The following is a 25,489-nucleotide window of genomic DNA, read 5'->3' as shown; positions in this document are numbered from 1 at the left end:
GCTGTGCCGAAGGGCACGTTTTCGCTACCTCCTCGTTCCCGATGCAGCAGCTCGGGGCCGGGCGGATCGGGCCCGGGCGGCTCATTCGCTGTCCGCGCTGTGCGCGGTTGCGGCATGCCGTGCCGGTGGTGCTCGAGCGGCGGTAGGAGCGGGTGGCAGGCGCGCGGGCGGTCCCTGGGTGGGGAGGGCCCGCGCGTTTTGCGTATCCTCGGGACGTGCTTCTCTCAGACAAGGACATCCGGGCCGAGATCGACGCCGGACGTGTTCGCATTGATCCATTCGACGCGTCGATGGTGCAGCCCTCCAGCATCGATGTGCGGCTCGACCGCTACTTCCGGGTGTTCGAGAACCACCGCTATCCCCACATCGACCCGGCCGTCGAGCAGGCCGATCTGACCCGCATGGTCGAGCCGGACGGGGACGAGGCGTTCATTCTGCATCCCGGTGAGTTCGTGCTCGCCTCGACGTACGAGGTCATCTCGCTGCCCGACGATCTCGCGTCGCGCCTGGAGGGAAAGAGTTCGCTGGGGCGGCTCGGGCTGGTGACGCATTCGACCGCGGGGTTCATCGACCCCGGTTTCTCCGGGCACGTGACCCTGGAGCTCTCGAATCTCGCGACACTGCCGATAAAGCTGTGGCCGGGAATGAAGATCGGCCAGCTGTGCATGTTCCGGCTGAGCTCGCCCGCGGAGTTCCCGTACGGCTCCGAGCGGTACGGGTCGCGGTACCAGGGCCAGCGGGGGCCGACCGCGTCGCGGTCGTTCATGAATTTCCATCGGACTCAGGTGTGATGCCCCATGACCAGCAGCAATGACGTGGACGACGTGCGGGAGAACCTGACCTACGAGGGGTTCGGCCGTGCCGTGCGGGAGCTGGCGCAGACCGTGGCGGACGACGGGTTCGAGCCCGATGTCGTGCTGAGCATCGCCCGCGGCGGGGTGTTCGTCGCCGGTGGGCTCGCCTACGCGCTGGACTGCAAGAACATCCATCTGGTGAATGTCGAGTTCTACACCGGCGTGGGCACCACCCTGGAAATGCCGGTCATGCTGGCGCCCGTTCCGAACGCGATCGACTTCTCGGACAAGAAGGTCCTGATCGCCGACGACGTCGCCGACACCGGGAAGACGCTGAAGCTCGTGCATGATTTCTGTATCGATCATGTCGCCGAGGTGCGCAGCGCGGTCATCTACGAGAAGTCGCATTCGCTCGTGAAGTGCGAATACGTGTGGAAGAAGACCGACCGCTGGATCAATTTCCCGTGGAGCGTGGAGAAGCCCGTCGTGCGGCGCAGCGGGCAGGTTCTCGACGCCTGATCCGGCGGGGATCCGGAAGAAAAGCAGAGGGAAGAACGAGGACCCCGGCACACTTCGTGCCGGGGTCCTCTGCGGTGCCGGTGCGGCGGAATTCCGTGCGGTGCGGTGGTGACCGCGTGGGTCAGAGCGTGCCGAGCTTGAGGATCGACAGCAGGGCGATCAGCTGGATCGCGGACGCGCCCAGCGCCTTCGGCCACGGCAGGTCGTGCGACTTGCTCACCATCGTGGTGAACAGCGCGGCCGAGGCCAGCCAGGTGACCCAGCCCAGGATCTGGACCAGGGAGTTCTCGCCGCCGAGGAAGAGCGCGAATATCAGGCGGGGCGCGTCCGTGATCGACATGATCAGCATGGACAGGCCCACGGTCGGCTGCCAGGCGCCGTCGCCGCCCAGCTGGCGGGCGAGCGTGTGGGTGACCGCGCCCATGACCAGACCGCCGATGACGAAGCCGACGCCCGTGAGGACGACGTAGGGCACCGCCGTGGAGATCGTCGCGTTGATCGCGTCGTCCCGGGCCTGGTCGAAGCCGAAGAGGGCGAGCAGGCCGTACAGGAACGTGACGATCAGCGCCGGGCCCCAGACGGGGTAGTCGCGCATCTGCAGGAACGTCGGCGCCGGGCGCAGCACGAGCCCGGAGAGCAGTTCCTTCCAGGGCAGCCGCGGGCCCGTGGGCTGGGCGGGTGCCTGGCCGGCGCGGTAGGTGTCGCCGTCGTTGTAGTTGTAGGGGTCCTCGCCGATGCTGAACGCCCGGGTGTGACCGGGGGCGTCGGCGGCGAACGGGTCGCCCTGCTGGGGGGAGCCGTGGGGGTGCTGGGGCGGGTTGTACGGGTCGCCGAAGTACTCCGGCTCCCCGTGGCCGCCCGGACCGCCGTGGCCGCCGGGGCCGTGACCGGGCTGGGGAGCGCCGGGGTAGCCGTAGCCGCCGTTGCCCGGGGCGCCGTTGTTGTACGGGGGCGGGGCGGCGTTGCCTCCTGCCGGGGGCCAGGGCTGCTGCCCGTACGGCGGTGGTGCCTGTGTGCCGTACGGCTGCTGCCGCGGTTGCTGTTGCCCTTGCTGCGGGGTGCGGTTGTCCCGGCCGCGTCCGATCCTGAATCCAGCCACTCGTCGAACGTACCTGGTCCGCGTCGGCGCGGTCAGAGGGCCTGGGGCCCCTGCCCGCCATTGCGGCCGAGCTGTGACATCCCTTAGGGGGAACCCGGGGCGCCCCGGCGGGGGTTGCCGGAACGCGGAAGCGGCCGGTCCGCTCAGTGGCGGGCCGGCCGCTTCCTCCGTGCTGCGGGCGGTACTGCGGGCGGATTTACTTCGCCGGTTCGGGCTCCGGCGCGTCCTCCGCCTCGGCCTCCCCGGCCGGGTCGACCGGGGTCTTGACCGAGTCCAGCAGGAGCTGCGAGACGTCGACGACCTGGACCGACTCCTTGGCCTTGCCCTCGTTCTTCTTGCCGTTGACCGAGTCGGTCAGCATGACGAGGCAGAACGGGCAGGCGGTGGAGACGATGTCGGGGTTGAGGGAGAGGGCTTCCTCGACGCGCTCGTTGTTGATGCGCTTGCCGATCCGCTCCTCCATCCACATCCGGGCACCGCCGGCGCCGCAGCAGAAGCCGCGCTCCTTGTGGCGGTGCATCTCCTGCTGGCGCAGACCGGGGACCTTGTCCATGATCTCGCGCGGCGGGGTGTAGATCTTGTTGTGACGGCCCAGGTAGCAGGGGTCGTGGTACGTGATCAGGCCCTCGACCGGGGTCACCGGGATCAGCTTGCCCTCGTCGATGAGGTGCTGGAGCAGCTGGGTGTGGTGGATGACCTCGAACTCGCCGCCGAGCTGCGGGTACTCGTTGGCGATGGTGTTGAAGCAGTGCGGGCAGGTCGCGACGATCTTCTTGGCCGACTTGGCCTTCTTCGTGGAGTCGTCCTCGTCGTCCTCGCCGAACGCCATGTTCAGCATCGCGACGTTCTCCTGGCCGAGCTGCTGGAACAGCGGCTCGTTGCCGAGGCGGCGGGCCGAGTCACCGGTGCACTTCTCGTCGCCGCCCATGATCGCGAACTTGACGCCCGCGATGTGCAGGAGCTCCGCGAAGGCCTTGGTGGTCTTCTTGGCCCGGTCCTCCAGGGCACCGGCGCAGCCGACCCAGTAGAGGTAGTCGACCTCGGTGAGGTCCTCGACGTCCTTGCCGACGATCGGGACCTCGAAGTCGACCTCCTTGGTCCACTCCACCCGCTGCTTCTTGGCGAGGCCCCAGGGGTTGCCCTTCTTCTCCAGGTTCTTGAGCATCGTGCCCGCCTCGGACGGGAACGCGGACTCGATCATCACCTGGTAGCGGCGCATGTCGACGATGTGGTCGATGTGCTCGATGTCGACCGGGCACTGCTCGACGCAGGCGCCGCAGGTGGTGCAGGACCACAGGACGTCCGGGTCGATGACGCCGTTCTCCTCGACGGTGCCGATCAGCGGGCGCTCGGCCTCGGCCAGCGCGGCCGCGGGGACGTCCTTGAGCTGCTCCTCGGTGGCCTTCTCCTCGCCCTCCATGGTCTTGCCGCCGCCGGCCAGCAGGTACGGGGCCTTGGCGTGCGCGTGGTCGCGCAGCGACATGATCAGGAGCTTGGGGGAGAGCGGCTTGCCGGTGTTCCAGGCCGGGCACTGCGACTGGCAGCGTCCGCACTCGGTGCAGGTGGAGAAGTCGAGGAGGCCCTTCCAGGAGAACTGCTCGATCTGCGGGACGCCGAAGACGGCGTCCTCGGCCGGGTCCTCCCAGTCGATCTCCTTGCCGCCCGAGGTCATCGGCAGCAGTGCGCCGAGCGACGTCCCGCCGTCGGCGTTCCGCTTGAACCAGATGTTCGGGAAGGCCAGGAAGCGGTGCCAGGCGACGCCCATGTCCTGCTTCAGGGCGACCGTGATCATCCAGATGAAGGAGGTTGCGATCTTCAGGCCGGCGAAGAAGTAGGTGAGGTTCTGGAGGGTGGAGACGTCCATGCCCTCCAGCCAGCTGACGACCGGGTACGAGATGAAGAAGGACGCCTCGTAGCTGTCGACGTGGTGCTGGGCGCCTTCGAGGGCGTGCAGCATGAAGATGCAGACGCCGACGATGAGGATGACGGCCTCGACGAAGTACGCCTGGCCGAAGTTGGACCCGGCGAAGCGGGACTTGCGGCCCGGCTTGCGCGGATGGGCCAGCTGGCGGATGACGATCAGGGTCAGGATGCCGAGCACGGTCATCGTGCCGATGAACTCGACGAAGACGTTGTACGGCGCCCAGTCGCCGATGACCGGCAGGATCCAGTCGGCCTTGAAGAGCTGGCCGATGGCGTTGACGATCGTCAGCAGCAGCGAGAAGAAGCCCACCGCCACGAACCAGTGCGCGACACCGACGATGCCCCAGCTGTTCATCCGGGTGTGGCCGAGGAACTCCCTGACCACGGTGAGGGTGCGCTGGGCGGGCTCGTCCGTGCGGGTGCCCGCGGGCACGTTCTGGCCGAGCCGCATGAAGTTGAAGATCTGCAGGAGGGCGCGGAGGAACAGGGCCACGCCTACCACGATCAGGACCAGCGACACGATGATCGCGGCGAGTTGCATTTGGGGGCTCCTCGGGCCTGCGAGGGTGGAATCCAGTGTCAATGAGCGAGTACTGGCAATTATCTGGTCTTACTAAGCAGTAACTTAATCAGTCCGTGCTGACACTATCCACTTCTTCCGGCGGGCTGTAGCCGCACCGGCGGTGATCTGTGTCGCTCAGGCGTGCCTTGCCGCGCCGGGTCAGCGCGCGGGCCGCCCGGTGCAGTGGAGCGTGGGCGGCCCTCACCAGGATGGCCAGGTCCATTCCCACGTGGTGATGCTCGGCGTAGTACTGGTCGAGCAGGTCCGGCTCGTCCCAGGGCATTCCGGAGCGGGAGCGCACCTGCGCCAGGCCGGTGAGGCCCGGTTTCAGTTCCTGCCGCCAGTCTCTCGCGACGGGGGAGGTGCCGGGACCCGGGGTGCAGGTTCCGCCCTGTACGGGGGATCCGCTCGCAGGGGATCCGCTCACGGGAGACCCGCTTGCGGGGGATCCGCTCCCCTCGTACGGGGGCAGGGGTTCGGGGCCGACCAGGGAGAGGTCGCCCCGTACGACGTGCGGCAGCCGGGAGAGCGTGTCCAGCCGCAGTCGCCGGGTGCGCAGCGAGTACAGGACGAAGACGCGGCCGCCGGGGCCGGTCCGGGGCGAGCGGTCCAGTACGCCGCCCGGGGGCCGGCGGACCGCGAGCGCGAGGGCGCCCGCGGCGAGCAGGGGTGAGGCCAGGACCAGCAGGGCCGAGCCGAGGGTCAGGTCCAGCGCGCGCTTGGCCGAGGGGCGCTCCCGCCGCCCCCGCGGCTGCCTCTGCCTCTGCCTCTGCGTCTGCGTCTGCATCGTTCACACCTGCCTGGGATCACGGCCCTGCGGGGGCGGGGGTCACGGCGGATCGATTGCCGGTTTTGCGTGGCTCACAACATTTTGTTACAGAACGATCCCATGGGGCGATGACGGGAAGGGGTTGCGTCGCTCGGGGGACAGGGGGGTGTCGTCCCTGATCGCCCCGTATGTGCCGTTGTGGGGGTGGGGGTGCGGGGGTGGTGGGTGACTGAGTGCGGGGCGCGGAATTCGGAAGTGCGCGGGTGGCGCGAGGCGCGTGCACGATAGTTGAGCCGACCCGACTCAAGTCTGTTGACAGTGTGGCGGGGCTCGTGCATCCTTGAGCCAGATCCACTCAAGTAGTCAAGCTGGAGGAACTGAAATGGCACGTGCGGTCGGCATCGACCTGGGCACGACTAACTCCGTCGTCAGCGTTCTCGAAGGCGGCGAGCCCACCGTCATCACCAACGCAGAGGGCGCCAGGACCACGCCGTCCGTCGTCGCCTTCGCGAAGAACGGCGAGGTTCTCGTCGGAGAGGTCGCCAAGCGTCAGGCGGTCACGAACGTCGACAGGACGATCCGTTCGGTCAAGCGCCACATGGGCACGGACTGGAAGATCGAGCTCGACGGCAAGAACTTCAACCCGCAGCAGATGAGCGCCTTCATCCTGCAGAAGCTGAAGCGGGACGCCGAGTCGTACCTGGGCGAGAAGGTGACCGACGCGGTCATCACCGTCCCCGCGTACTTCAACGACTCCGAGCGCCAGGCCACCAAGGAGGCCGGCGAGATCGCGGGCCTGAACGTCCTGCGCATCGTCAACGAGCCGACCGCCGCCGCGCTGGCGTACGGGCTCGACAAGGACGACCAGACGATCCTCGTCTTCGACCTCGGTGGCGGCACCTTCGACGTGTCCCTCCTGGAGATCGGTGACGGCGTCGTCGAGGTGAAGGCCACCAACGGTGACAACCACCTCGGTGGTGACGACTGGGACCAGCGCGTCGTCGACTACCTGGTGAAGCAGTTCGCCAACGGGCACGGCGTGGACCTGTCCAAGGACAAGATGGCCCTCCAGCGTCTGCGCGAGGCCGCCGAGAAGGCGAAGATCGAGCTCTCGTCCTCGACCGAGACCACGATCAACCTGCCCTACATCACCGCCTCCGCCGAGGGCCCGCTGCACCTGGACGAGAAGCTCACGCGCTCGCAGTTCCAGCAGCTGACCGCGGACCTGCTGGAGCGGTGCAAGACCCCGTTCCACAACGTCGTCAAGGACGCGGGCATCCAGCTCTCCGAGATCGACCACGTCGTTCTCGTCGGTGGCTCGACCCGTATGCCGGCCGTCGCCGAGCTCGTCAAGGAGCTGACCGGTGGCCAGGAGGCCAACAAGGGCGTGAACCCGGACGAGGTCGTCGCCATCGGCGCCTCGCTCCAGGCCGGTGTCCTCAAGGGCGAGGTCAAGGACGTCCTGCTGCTCGACGTCACCCCGCTGTCCCTCGGCATCGAGACCAAGGGCGGCATCATGACCAAGCTCATCGAGCGCAACACCACGATCCCGACCAAGCGGTCCGAGATCTTCACGACGGCCGAGGACAACCAGCCGTCCGTGCAGATCCAGGTCTACCAGGGCGAGCGCGAGATCGCGGCGTACAACAAGAAGCTCGGCATGTTCGAGCTGACCGGTCTGCCGCCGGCCCCGCGCGGCGTCCCGCAGATCGAGGTCGCCTTCGACATCGACGCCAACGGCATCATGCACGTCGCGGCCAAGGACCTCGGCACCGGCAAGGAGCAGAAGATGACCGTCACCGGCGGCTCCTCGCTGCCGAAGGACGAGGTCAACCGGATGCGCGAGGAGGCCGAGAAGTACGCGGAGGAGGACCACGCCCGCCGCGAGGCCGCCGAGTCCCGCAACCAGGGCGAGCAGCTCGTCTACCAGACGGAGAAGTTCCTGTCCGACAACGCGGACAAGGTCCCCGGCGACGTGAAGACGGAGGTGGAGACCGCGCTCACCGAGCTGAAGGAGAAGCTCAAGGGCGAGGACACCGCCGAGATCCGTACCGCCACGGAGAAGGTCGCGGCCGTCTCCCAGAAGCTCGGCCAGGCGATGTACGCCAACGCCCAGGCCGACGGCGCCCCGCAGGACGCCCCGCAGGCGGGTGCCCAGCAGGCCAAGGCCGATGACGACGTCGTCGACGCCGAGATCGTGGACGACGAGAAGGACACCAAGGGCGGTGCGGTGTGACCGAGGAGACCCCGGGTTTCGAGGAGAAGCCCGACGTCCCCTCCGACACCACCCCTGACGGAGCTGAGCCGAAGGACGCCCCCTCCTCCCCGGAGAAGGAGGCGCCCCCGGCCGGGGACGCAGCACAGAACGTCGGCCTGACGGCCCAGCTGGACCAGGCACGCAGCGCGCTCGAGGAGCGCACCGGCGACCTCCAGCGGCTCCAGGCCGAGTACCAGAACTACCGCCGTCGCGTCGAGCGGGACCGGGCCACGGTCAAGGAGATCGCAGTCGCGGGTCTCCTGTCCGAGCTCCTGCCCGTGCTCGACGACGTCGGCCGGGCCAGGGAACACGGCGAGCTCGTGGGCGGGTTCAAGTCGGTGGCCGAGTCCCTGGAGACGGTTGTCGCCAAGCTGGGCCTGCAGCAGTTCGGCAAGGAGGGCGAGCCCTTCGACCCGACGATCCACGAGGCCCTGATGCACTCGTACGCGCCGGACGTCACGGAGACGACCTGCGTGGCGATCCTGCAGCCGGGGTATCGGATCGGCGAGCGCACCATCCGCCCCGCGCGGGTGGCGGTGGCCGAACCGCAGCCGGGGGCGACCCCGGCCGCGGCCAAGGAAGAGAAGGCAACCGACGAGGAGAGCGGTGGCACCGAGGAGGTCTGACAAAGCGTCTGACCACCTCGCGGCCCACCGCCCGGCCGTGCGGAGGGCCCACGGGCCGGCCGCACGGCCGATCGTCCGGAAGGAGGGACGTCGATGAGCACGAAGGACTTCGTCGAGAAGGACTACTACAAGGTTCTCGGCGTCCCCAAGGACGCCACCGACGCCGAGATCAAGAAGGCGTACCGGAAGCTCGCCCGCGAGTTCCACCCGGACGCCAACAAGGGCGACGACAAGGCGGAGGCGCGCTTCAAGGAGATCTCCGAGGCGAACGACGTCCTCGGTGACGCCAAGAAGCGCAAGGAGTACGACGAGGCGCGCGCCCTCTTCGGCAACGGCGGCTTCCGGGCCGGACCCGGGGGCGCCGGGGGCAACTTCAACTTCGACCTGGGCGACCTCTTCGGGGGCGGCCAGGGCGGGGGCCAGGGCGGCGCCGGCGGATTCGGCGGCGGTGGTGGCCTGGGCGATGTCTTCGGCGGCCTGTTCAACCGGGGCGGTGCGGGGACGAGGGTCCAGCCGCGGCGCGGTCAGGACATCGAGTCCGAGGTGACGCTCAGCTTCATCGAGGCGGTCGAGGGGGCCACGGTCCCGCTGCGGATGTCCAGCCAGGCGCCCTGCAAGACGTGTTCCGGCACCGGCGACAAGAACGGCACCCCCAGGGTCTGCCAGACCTGTCTCGGCACCGGCCAGGTGTCGCGCGGCACCGGCGGCGGCTTCTCGCTCACCGACCCGTGCGTGGACTGCAAGGGCCGGGGCCTGATCGCCCAGGACCCCTGCGACGTCTGCAAGGGCAGCGGGCGGGCGAAGTCCTCCCGGACCATGCAGGTCAGGATTCCGGCGGGCGTCTCGGACGGCCAGCGGATCCGGCTGCGCGGCAAGGGCGGACCGGGCGAGCGGGGCGGCCCGGCCGGCGACCTGTACGTCGTCGTCCACGTCGACGCCCACCCGGTCTTCGGCCGCAGGGACGACAACCTCACGGTCACCGTGCCCGTCGACTTCACGGAGGCGGCCCTCGGCGGCGAGGTGAAGGTCCCCACGCTCGGCGGGCCCCCGGTCACGCTGAAGCTGCCGGCCGGCACGCCCAACGGGCGCACGATGCGCGCCCGGGGCAAGGGCGCCGTGCGCAAGGACGGCACCCGGGGCGACCTGCTGGTCACCGTCGAGGTGGTGGTGCCCAAGGAGCTCGGCGACGAGGCCAGGGAAGCCCTGGAGGCCTACCGCAAGGCGACCGCGGGCCACGACCCGCGGGCGGCACTGTTCCAGGCGGCGAAGGGAGCTTGAGGTGGACGGCCGACGACGCAATCCGTACGAACTGACCGATGAGACACCGGTGTACGTGATCTCGATCGCGGCCCAGCTCTCGGGTCTCCATCCGCAGACACTGCGCCAGTACGACCGGCTCGGCCTGGTCTCGCCGGACCGCACGGCCGGGCGCGGCAGGCGCTACTCGGCCCGCGACATCGAGCTCCTGCGCACCGTGCAGCAGCTGTCGCAGGACGAGGGCATCAACCTCGCCGGCATCAAGCGCATCATCGAGCTGGAGAACCAGGTCGCCGCGCTCCAGCAGCGCGTCGCCGAACTCTCGGCGGCCGTGGACGGCGCGGCGCAGGCGATGCAGCAGCGCGAGGCGCAGGTGCATGCCTCGTACCGGCGCGACCTGGTGCCGTACCAGGACATGCAGCAGACCAGTGCACTGGTGGTCTGGCGGCCGAAGCGGTCCAAGGACTGAACCGGCGGGGGCCGGAGCGGCGCCCGGTGTGCGGCGCCGGGCCGGGCCCGACGGACGAAGGGGCGGGGAACGAACCACGGTTCGTTCCCCGCCCCTTCGGCGTGGTCTCGGCCCTTGGGTGCTTCCTGTCCTTCCGGCGCCTGCTGTGGCTTCGGTGGCGGCACGGACGGTCGGCACGGGTGTCGGTACGCGCGTTGCCGGGATTTCGGCCGAAATCGGATTACTGGTCCGATCATGTCTCGCCACAATGGGCAGGGGCCGTCGGCGTCCCGTTTCGTCCATCACCACCGCCGCCACCACCGGTGCCGGGCCCGTGCCGCCCGGCGGCAGAGTCGGGAGTCACGCATGTCCATGGTCGGCCTCTTCTGGATCACCGGATCGACGGTCCACATAGGTGCCCCGCCGAACGAGCCCCGCGCCGGTGTCCTGGTCACCGAGGAGGGGCTGACGGGGATCGGCGAGGAGCAGCGCGGCCAGTGGGCGTGGGAGGACATCCGGAACATCGAGGTCCTGGCCGCGCCCGTGCGTTCCACGGTGGGAAAGACGGCCGGAATTCTTCTGGACATGGTGACCACATCGGCGTTCGGAGGGGTCGACGACGGCCCCACGATGTTCGTGCACTTCGAAACCCCTGAGGGGAAGGTGGAGTTGACCGCCTTCGCCGCCGCCCTCTCCTACGGCGCCGAGGAGTTCGGCCTGTCGAGCGCCCTCCTCGAAGCCTTCGCCGACGGCCGGGCCACCCCCGCCGCCCTGTTCGCCTGGGGACGCGACCACCAGGACGGCACCCCCAGGCGCGCGGAGCGCGAGAGGCTGCTGGCGGAGTGGGGCGGGGCGTGAAGAGGGCGTGAGGGGCCCGTGGAGCGCGTCGAGGGGGTGCTGCCGCCTCCCGGGGCGGGAAGCGCGGGAAACGGGCGACTGACGGGCGCACAGGGCCGAAACGGGCGACGCGCGGCTTGCGGGGCCGAGGAGAGGGGTGTGTGGGCCGTCGGGGTCGAGGTGGGCAACGCACGGGCCCGTGGGGTCGGTTGTCCCTCCGTCAGGTCGGATCCGGTACGCCGTCCCGGGCACTCTCCGCAGTGCTGCGGCCGTGGCCCGGTCAGTCCTGCCCGTCCTCCTCCAGGATTCCCGACCGGGCTATCAGATAGCCGAGCTGGGCCCGGCTGTTGCTGCCGAGGGCGGCGGCGAGTTTGGCGACGTGGGCCCGGCAGGTGCGGACGTTCATGCCGAGGCGGCGGGCGATGGAGTCGTCCACGTGCCCCTCCACGAGGAGTTGGGCGATGGAGCGCTGGACGCCGCTGATGCCCAGGGAGGTCGGTTCGTACTTGACCTCCTCGCGCAGCGGGGCCGCTCTGCTCCAGAGCTGTTCGAAGACGTTGACCAGGTACTGGACCAGCCCGGGGTGGCGGAGTTCCAGGGCGACCTGCCGGTCGTCCTGGGCGGGGATGAAGGCGACGGTCCGGTCGAACACGATCAGGCGCTCGATGAGCTCCTCGAGGGTGCGTATCTCCACATTTCCGTCGGCCATGCGCTCCGCGTACGCGAGGGTGCTGGGGCTGTGGCGCACGGTGTGCTGGTAGAGGGTGCGGATGCTGACGCCGCGGTGGACCACGGACAGTCCGCGCTCCAGGGATTTGCTGAGGCGATCCTCGATTCGGCCTCCACCGGGCTGGACGGTGAGCACTTCGGTGCGGCACTCTGCGGTGGCGAGATCGAGGGCGGCGTTGATCCGGTTCACGCCCTCCAGCACGGTGATGGCGTGCGTGGTCGGCGGTCCCAGGGTGCTGATGTCCATGAACGGCTCGAACGATTCCGTCAGCTCGACCGAGTGCCGGCGGCGTTCCAGGATCTCGCGCTCGATGGGGTGCAGGTGTTGCGCAAGGGCGGTGGACGGCGGAACGGGCCGGAGCCAGGCCGGGTCGTCGGGGTCGGGATGCAGCAGCGCGAACTCCATCAGGCAGGGCGCAGGTTCCACCTCGGTGCGGGCGATGCGTCCCATGCGCAATGCGCTGGCGTAAAGACGTCCTCCTGCCTCACACAGCTCCGTGATCCCATGAGAATGTGTCGGATTTGTGTTGCTTATGGTCATATCGTCACCCCCCAGGTTCCTGCACATGCAAGAACATGATGCATCTACGCGGTGGTGTTCGCGTGCTTCGGTGGGACATCGTCTTAGGTGCGGGGGAGAAGAATCCACAAGTGAGGACGAAGCCGACTATGTATAAGCGAATGCTTCGCTCGGCGCTTGCCGTCTCATTCGTCGCGGCCCTGGGTGTCGGGCTGCTGGGCGGCAGCGACATTGGCTGGAGCGAGGATGCTGTCGCCGGTGGTGACATCGGCTGGAACATCCGGGCCGGGGCTACCGACGACATCGGCTGGACGGTTGCGCCCGCCAAGTCGTCCGACATCGGTTGGACCGTCCAGGCCTCGGCCGAGGGCGACATCGACTGGGGCGTGCCCGGCAAGTCGTCCGACATTGGCTGGGTCTCGCCCGCCGGCTCCGCCACGGCCCGCACAAGCGCATGACCATCCCGCCGGACGACCGGACCTTCCGGCGTGAGATGGCTACGGCCTACCGATCAGGCTGGCATTTCATCGATCTCGTCACCGCCCTTCCCCGCCGTGGCGACTCGCTGATGGTCACTCTGTTCGGCGACCCCATCGTTGTTGCACGTGAAGAAGACGACGAAGTACGCGCCTACCGGTGCCTCCGCAAGCCGCGTGGAGCTCCGCAGCCCGTCCGCTGCGCGATCCGGTACGACATGATCTTCGTCAACCTCGACCGGCGGGACCACCAGCTGTTCGAGCCAGAGACTATTTCCGCCACCCCCCGCAGTGCCTGAGCGATCCCCCGTCGTTCCATGTCGCTCAGTCACTCCCCCACACAACGGCGCCATCGTGACCTGAACACGATGGCGCCGTTGTGCTTTTCCCGGCCGGGTGCCCCAAGGCGCCCGGCCGGCCCGGTCAGGCCCTGCCGAGCGCCCGGTCCACGGCGATCTCGATGACGATCCGGTCCGGGTTCGGCCGCGGCGTGCGCCCGTAGCGTTCCGCGTAGCGGCGTACGGCTTCGGCCACCGCCTCCGGTTCCGTGCGCACCGTCGCACGCCCCTCCAGCGTCGCCCAGTGGCGCCCGTCGATCTGGCACACGGCGACCCGTGCCCCCTCCGGCCCGGCGGCCAGGATGTTGAGGGCCTTGCGGGTGTTCTTGCCGGTGATGACCCGCGCCAGCCGCGTCTCCGGGTCGTACGTCACGCCCACCGGCACCACGTGCGGAGTGCCGTCGGGGCGGGGCGTGGTCAGGGTGCACACGTGCCGCGCGCGCCAGAAGGCGAGGTACTCGGGGCCGGGGTTCGTCACGTCGACTGCCATGGGGACAGCGTAGGCAGTGCGCGCCCGGTTCACTCGACTTGTCGGACCGGGGTGCGCGGGGCGCGGGAGGGCGGTGCGGGAGGCCGCTGCGGGAGGGCGGCAACAAGTTGAGTGGAGTGGACTCAACATTGCCATGAGTGGGTTAGACTCAACTTTGTACACGTTGACTAAGTCAGTGTTGTGGAGAGGGCAGTCACCGCAAGGAGGAGAAAGCGCACGTGGACGCCGAGCTGACCAACAAGAGCCGGGACGCCATCAACGCGGCCACCAACAGGGCCGTGAAGGACGGGCACCCCGACCTGACCCCCGGGCACCTGCTGCTCGCGCTGCTCGCGGGCGAGGACAACGAGAACATCACCGATCTGCTCGCCGCCGTGGAGGCCGACCAGGCCGCCGTGCGCGCCGAGACCGAACGACTCCTGGGCGCGGAGCCCAGCGTCACGGGCTCGACGGTCGCCCCGCCGCAGCCCAACCGCGAGCTGCTCGCCGTCATCGCGGACGCCGCCCGGCGCGCGAAGGAGCTCGGCGACGACTACCTCTCCACCGAGCACCTGCTGATCGGCATCGCCGCCGAGGGCGGTCGCGCCGGTGAGATCCTCGGCAGGCAGGGCGCCAGTGCGAAGAAGCTGCTGGACGCGTTCGAGAAGAGCAGGGGAGGACGCCGGGTGACCACACCGGACCCGGAGGGCCAGTACAAGGCGCTGGAGAAGTTCGGCACGGACTTCACGGCCGCCGCGCGCGAGGGCAAGCTCGACCCGGTCATCGGCCGCGACCAGGAGATCCGCCGGGTCGTTCAGGTCCTGTCCCGCCGCACCAAGAACAACCCCGTGCTCATCGGCGAGCCCGGCGTCGGCAAGACCGCCGTCGTCGAGGGCCTCGCCCAGCGCATCGTCAAGGGCGACGTCCCCGAGTCCCTGAAGAACAAGCGGCTCGTCGCGCTCGACCTCGGCGCGATGGTCGCGGGCGCCAAGTACCGCGGCGAGTTCGAGGAGCGGCTGAAGACCGTGCTCTCCGAGATCAAGGAGAGCGACGGGCAGATCATCACCTTCATCGACGAGCTGCACACCGTCGTCGGCGCGGGCGCCGGGGGCGACTCCGCCATGGACGCCGGCAACATGCTCAAGCCGATGCTGGCCCGCGGCGAGCTGCGCATGGTCGGCGCGACGACGCTCGACGAGTACCGCGAGCGCATCGAGAAGGACCCCGCCCTGGAGCGCCGGTTCCAGCAGGTGCTGGTGGCCGAGCCGAGCGTCGAGGACACCATCGCGATCCTGCGCGGGCTCAAGGGCCGGTACGAGGCGCACCACAAGGTCTCCATCGCGGACTCCGCGCTGGTGGCCGCCGCGACCCTGTCCGACCGCTACATCACCTCCCGCTTCCTGCCCGACAAGGCCATCGACCTGGTCGACGAGGCGGCATCCCGGCTGCGCATGGAGATCGACTCCTCGCCCGTGGAGATCGACGAGCTCCAGCGCGCCGTCGACCGCCTCCACATGGAGGAGCTGGCGCTCAGGAACGAGACCGACCCGGCCTCCAGGGAGCGGCTGGAGCGGCTCCGCCGCGACCTCGCCGACAAGGAGGAGGAGCTGCGCGGCCTCAACGCCCGCTGGGAGAAGGAGAAGCAGGGCCTCAACCGGGTCGGTGAGCTGAAGGAACGCCTCGACGAACTGCACGGCCAGGCCGAGCGGGCCCAGCGCGACGGCGACTTCGACACCGCGTCCAAGCTGCTCTACGGGGAGATCCCCGGCGTGGAACGGGAGCTCGCGGAGGCCAGCGCGGCCGAGCAGGAGGCCGCGAAGGAACCCAAGGAGACGCTGGTCAAGGAGGAGGTCGGCCCGGACGACATCGCCGACGTCGTCGGCTCCTGGACCGGCATCCCGGCCGGACGCCTGCTGGAGGGCGAGACCCAGAAACTGCTGCGCATGGAGGACGAGCTCGGCAAGCGGCTCATCGGACAGGCGGAGGCCGTGCGGGCGGTGTCGGACGCGGTGCGCCGCACCCGCGCCGGGATCGCCGACCCCGACCGGCCCACCGGATCGTTCCTCTTCCTCGGCCCGACCGGGGTCGGCAAGACGGAGCTGGCGAAGGCGCTCGCCGACTTCCTGTTCGACGACGAGCGGGCCATGGTCCGCATCGACATGAGCGAGTACGGCGAGAAGCACAGCGTGGCGCGGCTCGTCGGCGCCCCGCCCGGCTACGTCGGCTACGAGGAGGGCGGCCAGCTCACCGAGGCGGTCCGCCGCCGCCCGTACAGCGTCGTGCTGCTGGACGAGGTCGAGAAGGCCCACCCCGAGGTCTTCGACATCCTGCTCCAGGTCCTCGACGACGGCCGGCTCACCGACGGACAGGGCCGGACGGTGGACTTCCGCAACACCATCCTGATCCTGACCTCCAACCTCGGCAGCCAGTTCCTGATGGACCCGCTGACCAAGCCCGAGGTGAAGAAGGAGCAGGTCCTGGAGGTCGTGCGGGCCTCGTTCAAGCCGGAGTTCCTCAACCGGCTCGACGACCTGGTGGTCTTCTCCGCGCTGTCAGGCGACGAGCTGGCGCACATCGCGCGGCTCCAGATCGACCGGCTCGCCAAGCGGCTGGCCGACCGCCGGCTCACCCTCGACGTCACGCCCGAGGCCCTGGCCTGGCTGGCCGAGGAGGGCAACGACCCGGCGTACGGGGCACGGCCGCTGCGCCGCCTCATCCAGACGTCCATCGGCGACCGGCTGGCGAAGGAGATCCTCGCGGGCGAGGTCAGGGACGGGGACACCGTCCGGGTGGACCGGGTCGGGGACGAGCTGCTCGTCGGGCCCGCTACCTCGGGCGGGGCGTCGGGCGCGACCGCGTAGGAGGGGCGCGACCACGTAGTCGGGCGCGACCGCTTGAGAGGGGCGTGACCGCGTAGGAGTCGGGCGCGAGCGCGTAAGAGGGGCGCACGGCCTGCCGATGACGGGCCCCGGCCCGAGAACCGCACGGTTCTCGGGCCGGGGCCCGTCGTTCGCGCCGACCGTCCTCCGCGGGTCCGCCGCCATTCCCCCCTTCCCCGGGCAAGGGGCGGGGAATTGAGGCGATGTCAGGAGAAAGGCGAAAACGGTCACCGTCATCGGTGATCCCTCGTCCAACATCGATATCGCGCCAAACGCCTTGCTCCGTGCCGATGGGCGGGATCTCCCGGCCCACCCCCGTTCCCGGCCGCATCCCCGGCCCCTGACAAGGGACTTCTGTTCGGGCGCGGACGGATTCCGTTCGGTGTCGCGCGAATAATCAGGACACCCTGCGGCGTCCGTCGTGGCCTGCTCACAGACGCGGTTAGGGGCCGAATTCGGCAGTCGGTAGCGTGCCCGCATGAACGAGCGGATAGGCGATGAGATAAATTCGGGGCCCAAAAAACCCAGATCTGACAATCTCTTTCACCTTGGCGAATTCCGTACTCTTTGGACTGCCTATGCCCAGTCGATCCTGGGGGATCAGCTGGCGCGCGTGGCCCTGTCGTTGCTCGTGTTCGAGCGCACCGACTCGCCGGGGTGGACCGCGGCGACGTATGCGCTGACGACCCTGCCCGCGCTGCTGTCCGGGGTGTTCCTGTCCGGCCTGGCGGACCGGTTCCCGCGGCGTACGGTCATGATCAGCTGCGACCTCGTGCGGATGGTGCTGGTCGGGCTGATGGCTCTGCCCGGGATGCCCTTGCCGCTGCTCGCGGGGCTGCTGGTGCTGGCGCAGCTGGCCGAGGCGCCCTTCGGCGCCGCCCAGGGCGCGCTGCTGCCCACCGTGCTCGGCGCCGAGCGGTACGAACGCGGCCAGCGGGTCATGCAGATCACCCACCAGACCGGACAGCTGGTCGGCTTCGCCGGCGGAGGTCTGCTGGCCGCGTGGCTGGGCAGCAACCTCTCGCTGGGCGTGAACGCGTTGACCTTCCTCCTCTCGGCGATGCTGATCAGGGTCGGCGTGAAGACCCGTCCCGCGGCGAGTGCGGATGCCCGCAAGAAGCGGCTCGGCGCACAGGTCGGCGGCGCGGCGGGGCTGATCTGGTCGGACCGCAGACTCCGGTCGCTGATCGCGCTGGGGTGGCTCGCGGGATTCGTCGTCCTGCCGGAGGGGCTGGCCGCCCCGTTCGCGGACGAGGCCGGCGGCGGCGCGTACTCGGTGGGACTCCTGCTCGCCTCGCATCCGGCGGGAATGGTGCTGGGGGCGGCCCTGCTGGGGCGGGCCGGGGTCGGCGACGAGTCGCGGCGCCGGCTGCTCGGGCCGCTGGCGATCGGTGCGAATCTGCCGCTGGTCGCCTACTGGCTCGATCCCGGCGTCGGCACGGCCATGTTCCTGCTGATGGTGGCCGGGGTGTGCTCCGCCTACCAGATCACCGCCGGGGCCACCTTCGTACTCCTGACACCGGTCGACCAGCGCGGCCAGGCGCTGGGGCTGGCCAGGTCGGGGGTGACCGCCATGCAGGGGATCGGCGTCGCCCTCGGGGGTGTCGCGACGGAGCTGACCGGCTCGTCGGCGAACACCATCGGAGCGTCCGGACTCCTCGGGGTGCTCTGCGCGGTCCTTGCCGCCGCCGCCTGGTCACGGGCGCGGACGAGTGATGCGCAGATGATTCCCCGGAAGGCATAGGCAGACCCTGGACCCCCCTGGCGGCGAAACGCGGCTAGGGTCGTCGGCAGGAAACCGCGAGCGATTCACAGGAGTACCCAGCGATGTCTATCGACCCGTCCTCGATTCCTAATTTCGGGGGCCAGCCCGAACCGCAGGCCGCAGGACCGGAGGGCCCCGTCGTCCCCGACCAGGACCTCGTCAAGCAGCTCCTGGACCAGATGGAACTGAAGTACGTCGTCGACGACGAGGGCGACCTCGCGGCGCCGTGGGAGGACTTCCGCACGTACTTCATGTTCCGCGGCGAAGACGAGCAGCAGGTCTTCTCGGTCCGTACGTTCTACGACTTCCCGCACGCCGCGGACCAGCGCCCGGTCCTGCTCGACGCGATCGACGACTGGAACCGCCGCACCCTGTGGCCCAAGGTCTACACGCACACCCACGAGCCCGAGGAGGGCGCCGAGGACACCGAGGTCTCGGTCCGCCTGATCGGCGAGGCGCAGATGCTCATCGGTACGGGCGTCAGCCTGGAGCACTTCGTCTCGTCGACGGTCAGCTGGGTACGCGCCTCGATCGAGTTCGACAAGTGGCTGAAGGACCGGCTCGGCCTGACGCCGGCCGAGGAGAAGACGGACGGCACGGAGCAGGCCGCTCCCGACGCCTGAGCCCGGCCCGGCCCGGCCCACGAGAGCCCGGTCCGGACGGCGGTCCCCGCGACCACCGCCCGGACCGGGCCTTGTGCGTCGCGGGACTACTGCACCGCTACAGCCGCTTGAGGCGGTCCACCGCCTCCTCCAGCACGCCCTTCCGCTTGCAGAAGGCGAACCGTACGAACGGTGCGCCCTGGTCCCGGTGGTCGTAGAAGACCGCGTTCGGGATGGCGACGACCCCGCAGCGTTCGGGCAGCGCCCGGCAGAAGGCGAAGCCGTCGCTCTCGCCGAGCGGGCGGATGTCGGTGGTGACGAAGTACGTCCCGGCCGGGCGGTACACCTCGAAGCCCGCCTCGGTGAGCCCGTCGCTCAGCAGGTCCCGTCCGGCGCGCAGCCCGGCGCGCAGCGTGTCGTAGTAGCTGTCGGGCAGGCGCAGGGCCTCGGCGACCGCGTACTGGAACGGACCGGCCGACACGTACGTCAGGAACTGCTTCGCCGAGCGGACCGCGCTCACCAGTCCGGGGCTCGCGGTGATCCAGCCGACCTTCCAGCCGGTGAACGAATAGGTCTTGCCGGCCGAGCCGATGGTGACGGTGCGCTCGCGCATGCCGGGGAACGAGGCGAGCGGGAGGTGTTCGCCCTCGAAGACCAGGTGTTCGTAGACCTCGTCGGTGACCACGAGGAGGTCGCGCTCGTGGGCGAGTGCGGCGATCGCGCCGAGTTCCTCGCGGGTGAGGACGGTGCCGGTGGGGTTGTGCGGGGTGTTGAGCAGGATCAGCCGGGTGCGGGGGGTGACGGCGGCGCGCAGCTCGTCGAGGTCGAGCCGGTAGGTGCGCGTGGACGGCTCGGGGCGCAGGGTCACGGGGACGCGGGTGGCGCCCGCCATGGCGATGCAGGCGGCGTACGAGTCGTAGTACGGCTCCAGGGCGATGACCTCGTCCCCGGGCTCCAGCAGGGCCAGCAGGGAGGCGGCGATGGCCTCGGTGGCACCGGCGGTGACCAGGACCTCGGTGTCGGGGTCGTGGGTCAGGCCGTAGCGCCGCTGCTGGTGCTCGGCGATCGCGGTGCGCAGCTCGGGGATGCCGGGGCCGGGCGGGTACTGGTTGCCGCGCCCGTCGCGCAGGGCCCGGACCGCGGCCTCCCGGACCTCCTCCGGGCCGTCGGTGTCGGGGAAGCCCTGGCCGAGGTTGATGGAACCGGTCCGTACGGCGAGCGCCGACATCTCCGCGAAGATCGTCGTACCGAACTCCGCGAGGCGGCGGTTGAGCAGCGGTCGTCCCTGTGTCATGGCGGTCATCCTGCGCGCAAGCTCTGGAGTTGCTCAAGTCTGCTTTGGCCGTTCGGGGACGGGGGAATCCCCCGGACGCACAGGAAGCGAAGAACGCGCGTGCGAGCGTGCGGAAGCGGGGGGACCTCGCTTCGGGGGAATGAAGGGCGTGGGGTCGGTGAAGGAATTCGTCCAAATGATCATCATGGTCGCTCTGCTCGGGGTGATCGTCTCGGTCGTGGTGGTGCGGCCGATGAAGAAGGCGAAGGCGGCCGCCCGGTCGGGTGCGCGGGGGCGCGGCGGGGCCGGGAGGCGTAATACGCGGCGGGGGTCGGACGGGGGCAGCTGGTGGGTCGGCGGGGACAGCGGGGACTCGTCCTCCGGGAGCGGCGACTCCTCGGGCGGTGGCTCGTCGTGCGGCGGTGGCGGTTCCTCGTGCGGTGGTGGCGGTGGCGGCGGGGGTGGCTGCGGCGGCGGCAGCTGACCGGGCCGGTCGGGGGCGTTCTCCGGTGCAGGGCCGTTCTCCGGTACGGGGTGCTTTTCGGTACGGGGGTGCTTTTCGGTACGGGTCGGCTCTCCGGTACGGGCCGGTGTCACCCCTGGGGTAGAGGAACGTCCAGGGGGTTGACGTCGAGAAGTTGACGTCGGGAAGTTGACATCGGGGGCCGGGCGGCGGGGTCGGACGGTCCGGGCCCGCGCGGTCGGCGTGTGGCGGGTGTTCGAGGTGTGACAGGTGTCCGGTGGGTGAACTCCCGCCGGACACCTTTTTGTTGGGCTTTTCGCGGGTCATCGGTGAACACGTATCCGAAGGGCCCCCGAGGGGAGGGAAACCGCAGCAAGTTGGGTAAAAGCGCTGTGCATGCGGCTTATCCGTGATTCCCTCGTTTGAGAGAACATCCAGCCCTCGGACCCCAGTTGGACCTGATCGGGCGCTATAAACCCCGCGTGCATCGCGTCGAGGCGTCCCCTGTCCATGTGTCCATGCCTGCTTTGCGGAGCCGACCCATGCTCACGACCCTCCAGACGGCTTACTCCGACACCCGTGCTGCCGACCTGGCCTGGGCGCTGGGGCGCGAACCGCTCCCCGCCCTGGCGGTGCTCGACCTCGAACTCGCGGGCGCCAGGTTGCAGATGCGCCTGCTCGGCGCCTCCCACCAGGTGCTTCTCGAGGAGAAGAGCGGTGCCTGTTCCGAAACCGTGGCGTGCATCCCCGGCAGCAGGACCCCGCTGCCGCTCGGGGTGTCCAAACGCCTCGGCGAGTGGGAGTACGAATTCGCGGCGCGCGTCGAGACGCTCTCGGAGGGCTCGTTCGCCGGGCGTGCGCAGGAGCTCCTCGCGCTGGTGGCCGACCACCCCCACGGCCTCGCCGGTACGTTCCCCGGCAGCCCGCACGCCTTCACCGCCATGCTCGCCCAGCGGACGGAGGGGCAGGTGCGGTGGCACACCTGGCACGCGTACCCCCAGGAGGGGCAACTGGTGGTGACGCGCACCAGGATGGGCCTGCGGAAGCCCGCCGCGGCGCTCTGAAACGCCCCGACTCCGTTACGGGCAGGCCACTTGCACCCTTGTGGGTGACAGGCTGCCACGCTCTCGTGACGTAGCGTTCGCATCATGATCGACCAGCAGGTTGTGCTGCGAGGGGGCGCGGCATGTCTTCCCGTGCGACCGAGAACCGGTCGGCTTCTCGTGCTGGCCGCCGTCTTCGTCTGTGCGGCCTGCGGTCTGGTGTACGAACTCGAACTGGTGGCGCTCGCCTCCTACTTGATCGGTGACTCGGTCACCCAGGCCTCCATCGTGCTCTCCGTGATGGTGTTCGCGATGGGGGTCGGCTCGCTTCTCGCGAAACGTTTACGCAGTCATGCCGCGGTGGGGTTCGGGCTGATCGAGACGGCCCTCGCGCTCATCGGCGGCTCCTCGGCGCTCGTGCTGTACGCCTCGTTCGCCTGGATCGGGGAGTCGCGGCCGGCCCTGGTCGGTTTCTCGTTCACGATCGGCGTCCTGATCGGTGCGGAGATCCCGCTGCTGATGACCCTGATCCAGCGCGTCGACCGGCAGGACGCGGGCGGCGCCGTGGCGGACCTGTTCGCCGCCGACTACGTGGGCGCGCTGGTCGGCGGGCTCGCCTTCCCCTTCCTGCTCCTGCCGATGCTGGGCCAGCTGACCGGGGCGCTGCTCACCGGCGCGATCAACGCGGCGGCGGGCGGGGCCCTGGTGCTGTGGGTGTTCCGGCGGGACCTCACCCCGGGCTCCCGGCTGCTGCTGGTCGTGGCCAATGGGGTGGTGATCGTCGTCCTGGCCCTCACCGCCGCGCTGGTCGACGACTTCGAGCGGGCGGCGCGGCGCGCGGTGTACGGGGACGGGGTGCGGGTCGCGGTGCAGACCGGGGTGCAGGAGGTCGTGCTGACGGGGTCGGACCGCGGTTCCCTGCACCTGTACCTGGACGGGCGGTTGCGGGTCAGCGCGCACGACGAGCACCGCTACCACGAGGCGCTGGTCCACCCGGCGATGAACGGGCCGCACGCCCGGGTCCTGATCCTGGGCGGGGGCGACGGCCTCGCCGCCCGGGAGGTGCTGCGCCACCCGGACGTGCGCGGCGTCACCCTGGTCGAGCTCGATCCCGGCGTCACCCGGTTGGCCCGGACCGACCCGGCGCTCTCGGAGCTGAACGGCCACGCGGACCGCGATCCGCGGCTCACGGTCGTCACCGACGACGCCTTCACCTGGCTGCGGGCGGCGCGCGGCAGCTACGACGTGGTGGTCTCGGACCTGCCCGACCCCGGGATCTCCGCCAGCACGAAGCTGTACTCGGCGGAGTTCTACGGCCTGGTCGAGAGGGTCCTCGCGCCCGGCGGCCGGGTGGTGGTGCACGGCGGCCCGGCGGTGTCCCGGCCCCGCACGTACTGGACGGTGGAGGCGTCGATGCGGGAGGCGGGCCTGCACACCCGCCCGTACCTGATCGGCGGCCGGCTCTCCGATTTCGCCGACGGCCCCGACCGGGCCACCCGCCGGACCCGGGCCGTGCGCGACTGGGGCTTCGTCCTCGCCGGGGCGGGGCGCGCACCGGAGCTGGGCCTGGCCCCGGGGGCGCCGGAGCCGCAGTCGTTGACGGCGCGGGCGCTGACGGAGGCGGGACGGGGGGCCGAGGACGCACGGCTCCCGGGCCTGCCGCCGTCGACGCTGGTGCACCCGAGGTACTGGGAGAACCGGTGAGGGCGGGGCGGAGGGCCGTCCCGCGGGGTGGAACCGCTGACGTGAGGGCCGGGGCTGAGTAGGCTCGGTTTTCATGGAGCATGAGGTGTTCGTTCCGGTTCCGGCCCCGTCCCTCCGGCGGACGCTGGGCGATCCCGCCCGCGTCGCGCGCTGCGTGCCGGGATTCCAGCAGGACGCCGAGGCGTCCGCGGATCCGCTGTCCGGCCGGCTCAAGGTCCGGGTCGACGGCCACACGATCACGTACCGCGGCACCCTGAGACTCACCGACGCCCCGCGGGACGGCGGTTCGGGGAGTGCGCACGGGGCCGCCGAGATCCTGGTGACGGGCGAGGGCTCCGAGGCCAGGGGCGGCGGCTCGGCGAAGCTGACCCTGACGATCGACCTGACCGAACGGGACGGCGGCACGGCGATCGGCTTCACGGGCACGGTCGGCGGCGACGGCCGGCTCCTGGACCTGGACGCGGCGGCGGCGCTCGCCGCGGGCCGCCGCCTGCTGGACCGGTTCGTCCAGCAGCTCGTGACGGAGACGCTGGCGTCCGGGGAGCCGGACGGCGGAGAAGGACCTGCCGGGGCCGGGGAGGCCCCCGGCGGAGAGGCGCTCGATGATCGGGCGTCCGGCGGTACGCGGGGCGAGGAGCTCGGGGGACTCGGGGAGATCGAGCGGTCCGTCGGCGAAGCCGTCGAGCAGGCCATCGAGGAGGGGGCCGAGGAGGCCGACACGACCGGGGCCGGCCTCGCCCGGGACATCGTGCCCGAGGTCGACGACGACATCCCGCCCACGCACGACGCCACCGCGGACGAGGCGCCCTCGACCGGGAGTTCCGAGAACGCCGGAGGGCCCGGGAACACCGGGAGCACCGAGGACATCGAGAGCACCAGGGGCGCGGAGAGCCCGGAGAGCGCGGAGAACGCAGGGGACACGGGAGAGACAGGGGACGAGGGGGGCGCCGGTGGCGCGGGGAATCCGCCGGGCACCGGTTCGGTCTTCGACGCACCCGTCCCCCCGCCCTCGCTCGACCCCGACGCGGAGGTGGAGTTCCCCGAACCCGAGGCTCCCTCGGCGGAGGCCGCGCACGCCAGGCGCACGATGATCGGCCGCAGCGCCGAGGAGGTCGACCACGCGCCGCCGCGCGGCCGGTACGCCCCCGTGCCGTCACCCGATTCGACCACCAGGGGCGCCACGCTCCGCTGGGTCGCCCCGGCCGCCGCGCTCGCGCTGGCGTCCGCCGTGGTGGTCGGCCGTGCGCTGCGGCGGCGGAGGTAGCCGCCGCGCCAGTAATCTCGGGCGGGTGAGTAGCAGCGAGAAGGACGTCCGGCTGTCCGTCGGCGACGCAGAGTTGACCGTGAATCCCGCCAACGGCTGTCGTATCGACAGCCTGCGCATCGGCGGCGCCGAACTGCTGCGGCAGGGGGAGCGGTACGGCTGCTTCCCGATGGTGCCGTGGTGCGGGCGCACCGGGTACGGCCTGTTCCACAACGGCGACGTCCCGCACCGGCTGCCGCTGAACTCCCCGCCGCACGCCATCCACGGCACCGGCCGGGACACCGCCTGGCGCACCGCCCGGATCGGCGAGCGGGACGCCTCGTTCTACTACGACCTCGCCGACCCCTGGCCGTATCCGGGCCGGGTGACCCAGACCTTCGAACTGGCCGAGGACTCCCTCACGCTGGCCTTCGGCATCGAGACGTACGGGGACTCCTTCCCGGCGCAGGCCGGCTGGCACCCCTGGTTCCTGCGCAACCTCGGCGGCGGGGGCGAGGACGTGCGGCTGAGCTTCGACGCGCAGTGGCAGGAGGAGCGGGGCGACGACCACCTGCCGACCGGCCGCCGCATCCCGCCCCTGTCCGGCCCGTGGGACGACTGCTTCGGGATGCCGGACGGCGTCGAGGTGACGCTCACCTGGCCGGAGCAGCTGGAGCTGACCGTGAAGAGCCGGTCCGAGTGGGTCGTGGTCTACGACGAGCAGGACGAGGCGGTCTGCGTGGAACCGCAGTCCGGACCGCCGAACGGGCTGAACACCATGCCCCGCCTCGTCACCCCGATCGACCCGCTGGAGATCGCGACGACCTGGAGCTGGCGCAGGCTCTGACCCGGTACGGCGGTCGCGGTGCCGGGTGCGGTGGTGTGACGGCGCGG

At 70.3% G+C, this 25,489-nt stretch carries 23 protein-coding genes; 17 read left to right on the top strand and 6 right to left on the bottom strand.

The genetic code is table 11. The annotated features are described in order from the left end of the window. Nucleotides 1-215: 215 nt before the first annotated feature. Together dcd and OCT49_RS15840 are read left to right on the top strand one after the other, a co-directional pair. A complete protein-coding gene (dcd, locus tag OCT49_RS15845; protein WP_283852536.1) occupies nucleotides 216-791 on the top strand; it encodes a dCTP deaminase in 576 nt (191 codons plus the stop codon). A 6-nt stretch (nucleotides 792-797) separates the two neighbouring features. Then, the gene (locus tag OCT49_RS15840) at nucleotides 798-1,313 is read left to right on the top strand and encodes a phosphoribosyltransferase (RefSeq protein WP_283852535.1); all 516 of its coding nucleotides are present in this window, start codon (nucleotides 798-800) and stop codon (nucleotides 1,311-1,313) included. A 121-nt stretch (nucleotides 1,314-1,434) separates the two neighbouring features. On the opposite strand, the gene OCT49_RS15835 is transcribed toward OCT49_RS15840, so the two are convergent. The 3 genes from OCT49_RS15835 to OCT49_RS15825 form a co-directional block, all read right to left on the bottom strand. Next, a complete protein-coding gene (locus OCT49_RS15835; RefSeq protein WP_283852534.1) occupies nucleotides 1,435-2,412 on the bottom strand; it encodes a Yip1 family protein in 978 nt (325 codons plus the stop codon). Between the two features lie 196 nt (nucleotides 2,413-2,608). Further along, nucleotides 2,609-4,876 (bottom strand): (Fe-S)-binding protein, encoded by a 2,268-nt coding sequence (locus OCT49_RS15830; RefSeq protein ID WP_283852533.1) that lies wholly within the window; start codon nucleotides 4,874-4,876, stop codon nucleotides 2,609-2,611. An 88-nt stretch (nucleotides 4,877-4,964) separates the two neighbouring features. Then, nucleotides 4,965-5,684: a sugar transferase gene (locus OCT49_RS15825; protein WP_283852532.1), complete on the bottom strand. Its 720-nt coding sequence runs from the start codon at nucleotides 5,682-5,684 to the stop codon at nucleotides 4,965-4,967. A 364-nt stretch (nucleotides 5,685-6,048) separates the two neighbouring features. On the opposite strand from OCT49_RS15825, the gene dnaK reads away from it, so the two are divergent. The 5 genes from dnaK to OCT49_RS15800 all read left to right on the top strand — a co-directional run bounded on the left by dnaK (nucleotide 6,049) and on the right by OCT49_RS15800 (nucleotide 11,112). Beyond that, nucleotides 6,049-7,902: a molecular chaperone DnaK gene (gene dnaK, locus OCT49_RS15820; protein WP_283852531.1), complete on the top strand. Its 1,854-nt coding sequence runs from the start codon at nucleotides 6,049-6,051 to the stop codon at nucleotides 7,900-7,902. Next, the gene (gene grpE / locus OCT49_RS15815; protein WP_283852530.1) at nucleotides 7,899-8,549 is read left to right on the top strand and encodes a nucleotide exchange factor GrpE; all 651 of its coding nucleotides are present in this window, start codon (nucleotides 7,899-7,901) and stop codon (nucleotides 8,547-8,549) included. The genes dnaK and grpE overlap by 4 nt, the downstream gene beginning before the upstream one ends. 93 nt (nucleotides 8,550-8,642) lie before the next feature. After that, nucleotides 8,643-9,827, top strand: a complete 1,185-nt coding sequence (gene dnaJ, locus OCT49_RS15810) for a molecular chaperone DnaJ (RefSeq protein WP_283852529.1) — start codon at nucleotides 8,643-8,645, stop codon at nucleotides 9,825-9,827. A 1-nt stretch (nucleotide 9,828) separates the two neighbouring features. Continuing rightward, nucleotides 9,829-10,275, top strand: a complete 447-nt coding sequence (locus OCT49_RS15805; protein ID WP_283852528.1) for a heat shock protein transcriptional repressor HspR — start codon at nucleotides 9,829-9,831, stop codon at nucleotides 10,273-10,275. A gap of 345 nt (nucleotides 10,276-10,620) precedes the next feature. After that, nucleotides 10,621-11,112: a hypothetical protein gene (locus tag OCT49_RS15800; protein WP_283852527.1), complete on the top strand. Its 492-nt coding sequence runs from the start codon at nucleotides 10,621-10,623 to the stop codon at nucleotides 11,110-11,112. A 259-nt stretch (nucleotides 11,113-11,371) separates the two neighbouring features. Here OCT49_RS15800 and OCT49_RS15795 read toward each other — a convergent pair whose 3' ends face one another. Continuing rightward, nucleotides 11,372-12,388 carry a helix-turn-helix transcriptional regulator gene (locus OCT49_RS15795; RefSeq protein WP_502963383.1) on the bottom strand — a complete coding sequence of 339 codons (1,017 nt, stop codon included), beginning with the start codon at nucleotides 12,386-12,388 and terminating at the stop codon, nucleotides 11,372-11,374. 101 nt (nucleotides 12,389-12,489) lie between these two features. Between OCT49_RS15795 and OCT49_RS15790 the strand changes: the two genes are divergently transcribed. Both OCT49_RS15790 and OCT49_RS15785 read left to right on the top strand, forming a co-directional pair. Then, on the top strand, nucleotides 12,490-12,798 hold the full coding sequence (locus OCT49_RS15790) for a hypothetical protein (protein ID WP_283852525.1): 309 nt from the start codon (nucleotides 12,490-12,492) through the stop codon (nucleotides 12,796-12,798). After that, nucleotides 12,795-13,115, top strand: coding sequence for a Rieske (2Fe-2S) protein (locus tag OCT49_RS15785; protein ID WP_148836352.1), 321 nt, complete (start codon nucleotides 12,795-12,797; stop codon nucleotides 13,113-13,115). The genes OCT49_RS15790 and OCT49_RS15785 overlap by 4 nt, the downstream gene beginning before the upstream one ends. Nucleotides 13,116-13,239: 124 nt before the next feature. Here OCT49_RS15785 and OCT49_RS15780 read toward each other — a convergent pair whose 3' ends face one another. Next, the gene (locus tag OCT49_RS15780; protein WP_283852524.1) at nucleotides 13,240-13,644 is read right to left on the bottom strand and encodes a pyridoxamine 5'-phosphate oxidase family protein; all 405 of its coding nucleotides are present in this window, start codon (nucleotides 13,642-13,644) and stop codon (nucleotides 13,240-13,242) included. Nucleotides 13,645-13,862: 218 nt separating this feature from the next. Here OCT49_RS15780 and clpB point away from each other — a divergent pair, with 218 nt between their 5' ends. The 3 genes from clpB (at nucleotide 13,863) to OCT49_RS15765 (ending at nucleotide 18,890) form a co-directional block, all read left to right on the top strand. Then, nucleotides 13,863-16,484 (top strand): ATP-dependent chaperone ClpB, encoded by a 2,622-nt coding sequence (clpB, locus tag OCT49_RS15775; protein WP_283852523.1) that lies wholly within the window; start codon nucleotides 13,863-13,865, stop codon nucleotides 16,482-16,484. Between the two features lie 496 nt (nucleotides 16,485-16,980). Then, the gene (locus OCT49_RS15770; protein WP_283852522.1) at nucleotides 16,981-18,246 is read left to right on the top strand and encodes an MFS transporter; all 1,266 of its coding nucleotides are present in this window, start codon (nucleotides 16,981-16,983) and stop codon (nucleotides 18,244-18,246) included. An 83-nt stretch (nucleotides 18,247-18,329) separates the two neighbouring features. Beyond that, nucleotides 18,330-18,890 carry a type III secretion system chaperone family protein gene (locus tag OCT49_RS15765; protein WP_283852521.1) on the top strand — a complete coding sequence of 187 codons (561 nt, stop codon included), beginning with the start codon at nucleotides 18,330-18,332 and terminating at the stop codon, nucleotides 18,888-18,890. Nucleotides 18,891-18,987: 97 nt separating this feature from the next. Here the strand turns inward: OCT49_RS15765 and OCT49_RS15760 are convergent, their stop codons facing one another. Then, nucleotides 18,988-20,163: a pyridoxal phosphate-dependent aminotransferase gene (locus OCT49_RS15760; RefSeq protein WP_283852520.1), complete on the bottom strand. Its 1,176-nt coding sequence runs from the start codon at nucleotides 20,161-20,163 to the stop codon at nucleotides 18,988-18,990. A 175-nt stretch (nucleotides 20,164-20,338) separates the two neighbouring features. On the opposite strand from OCT49_RS15760, the gene OCT49_RS15755 reads away from it, so the two are divergent. The 5 genes from OCT49_RS15755 to OCT49_RS15735 all read left to right on the top strand — a co-directional run bounded on the left by OCT49_RS15755 (nucleotide 20,339) and on the right by OCT49_RS15735 (nucleotide 25,442). Next, nucleotides 20,339-20,626: a hypothetical protein gene (locus OCT49_RS15755; protein ID WP_283852519.1), complete on the top strand. Its 288-nt coding sequence runs from the start codon at nucleotides 20,339-20,341 to the stop codon at nucleotides 20,624-20,626. A 521-nt stretch (nucleotides 20,627-21,147) separates the two neighbouring features. Then, a complete protein-coding gene (locus OCT49_RS15750; RefSeq protein WP_283852518.1) occupies nucleotides 21,148-21,669 on the top strand; it encodes a DUF2617 family protein in 522 nt (173 codons plus the stop codon). Nucleotides 21,670-21,753: 84 nt separating this feature from the next. Next, nucleotides 21,754-23,352: a polyamine aminopropyltransferase gene (locus OCT49_RS15745; protein ID WP_283852517.1), complete on the top strand. Its 1,599-nt coding sequence runs from the start codon at nucleotides 21,754-21,756 to the stop codon at nucleotides 23,350-23,352. Between the two features lie 73 nt (nucleotides 23,353-23,425). After that, nucleotides 23,426-24,616, top strand: coding sequence for an SRPBCC family protein (locus OCT49_RS15740; protein ID WP_283852516.1), 1,191 nt, complete (start codon nucleotides 23,426-23,428; stop codon nucleotides 24,614-24,616). A gap of 25 nt (nucleotides 24,617-24,641) precedes the next feature. Then, nucleotides 24,642-25,442: an aldose epimerase family protein gene (locus OCT49_RS15735; RefSeq protein ID WP_283852515.1), complete on the top strand. Its 801-nt coding sequence runs from the start codon at nucleotides 24,642-24,644 to the stop codon at nucleotides 25,440-25,442. Nucleotides 25,443-25,489 lie beyond the last annotated feature (47 nt).

The sequence above is a fragment of the Streptomyces sp. ML-6 genome (assembly GCF_030116705.1).
Taxonomy (GTDB): Bacteria; Actinomycetota; Actinomycetes; order Streptomycetales; family Streptomycetaceae; genus Streptomyces.
The sequence above is the reverse complement of the archived record's forward strand: the minus strand, read 5'-3'. Positions and strand labels throughout refer to the sequence as shown.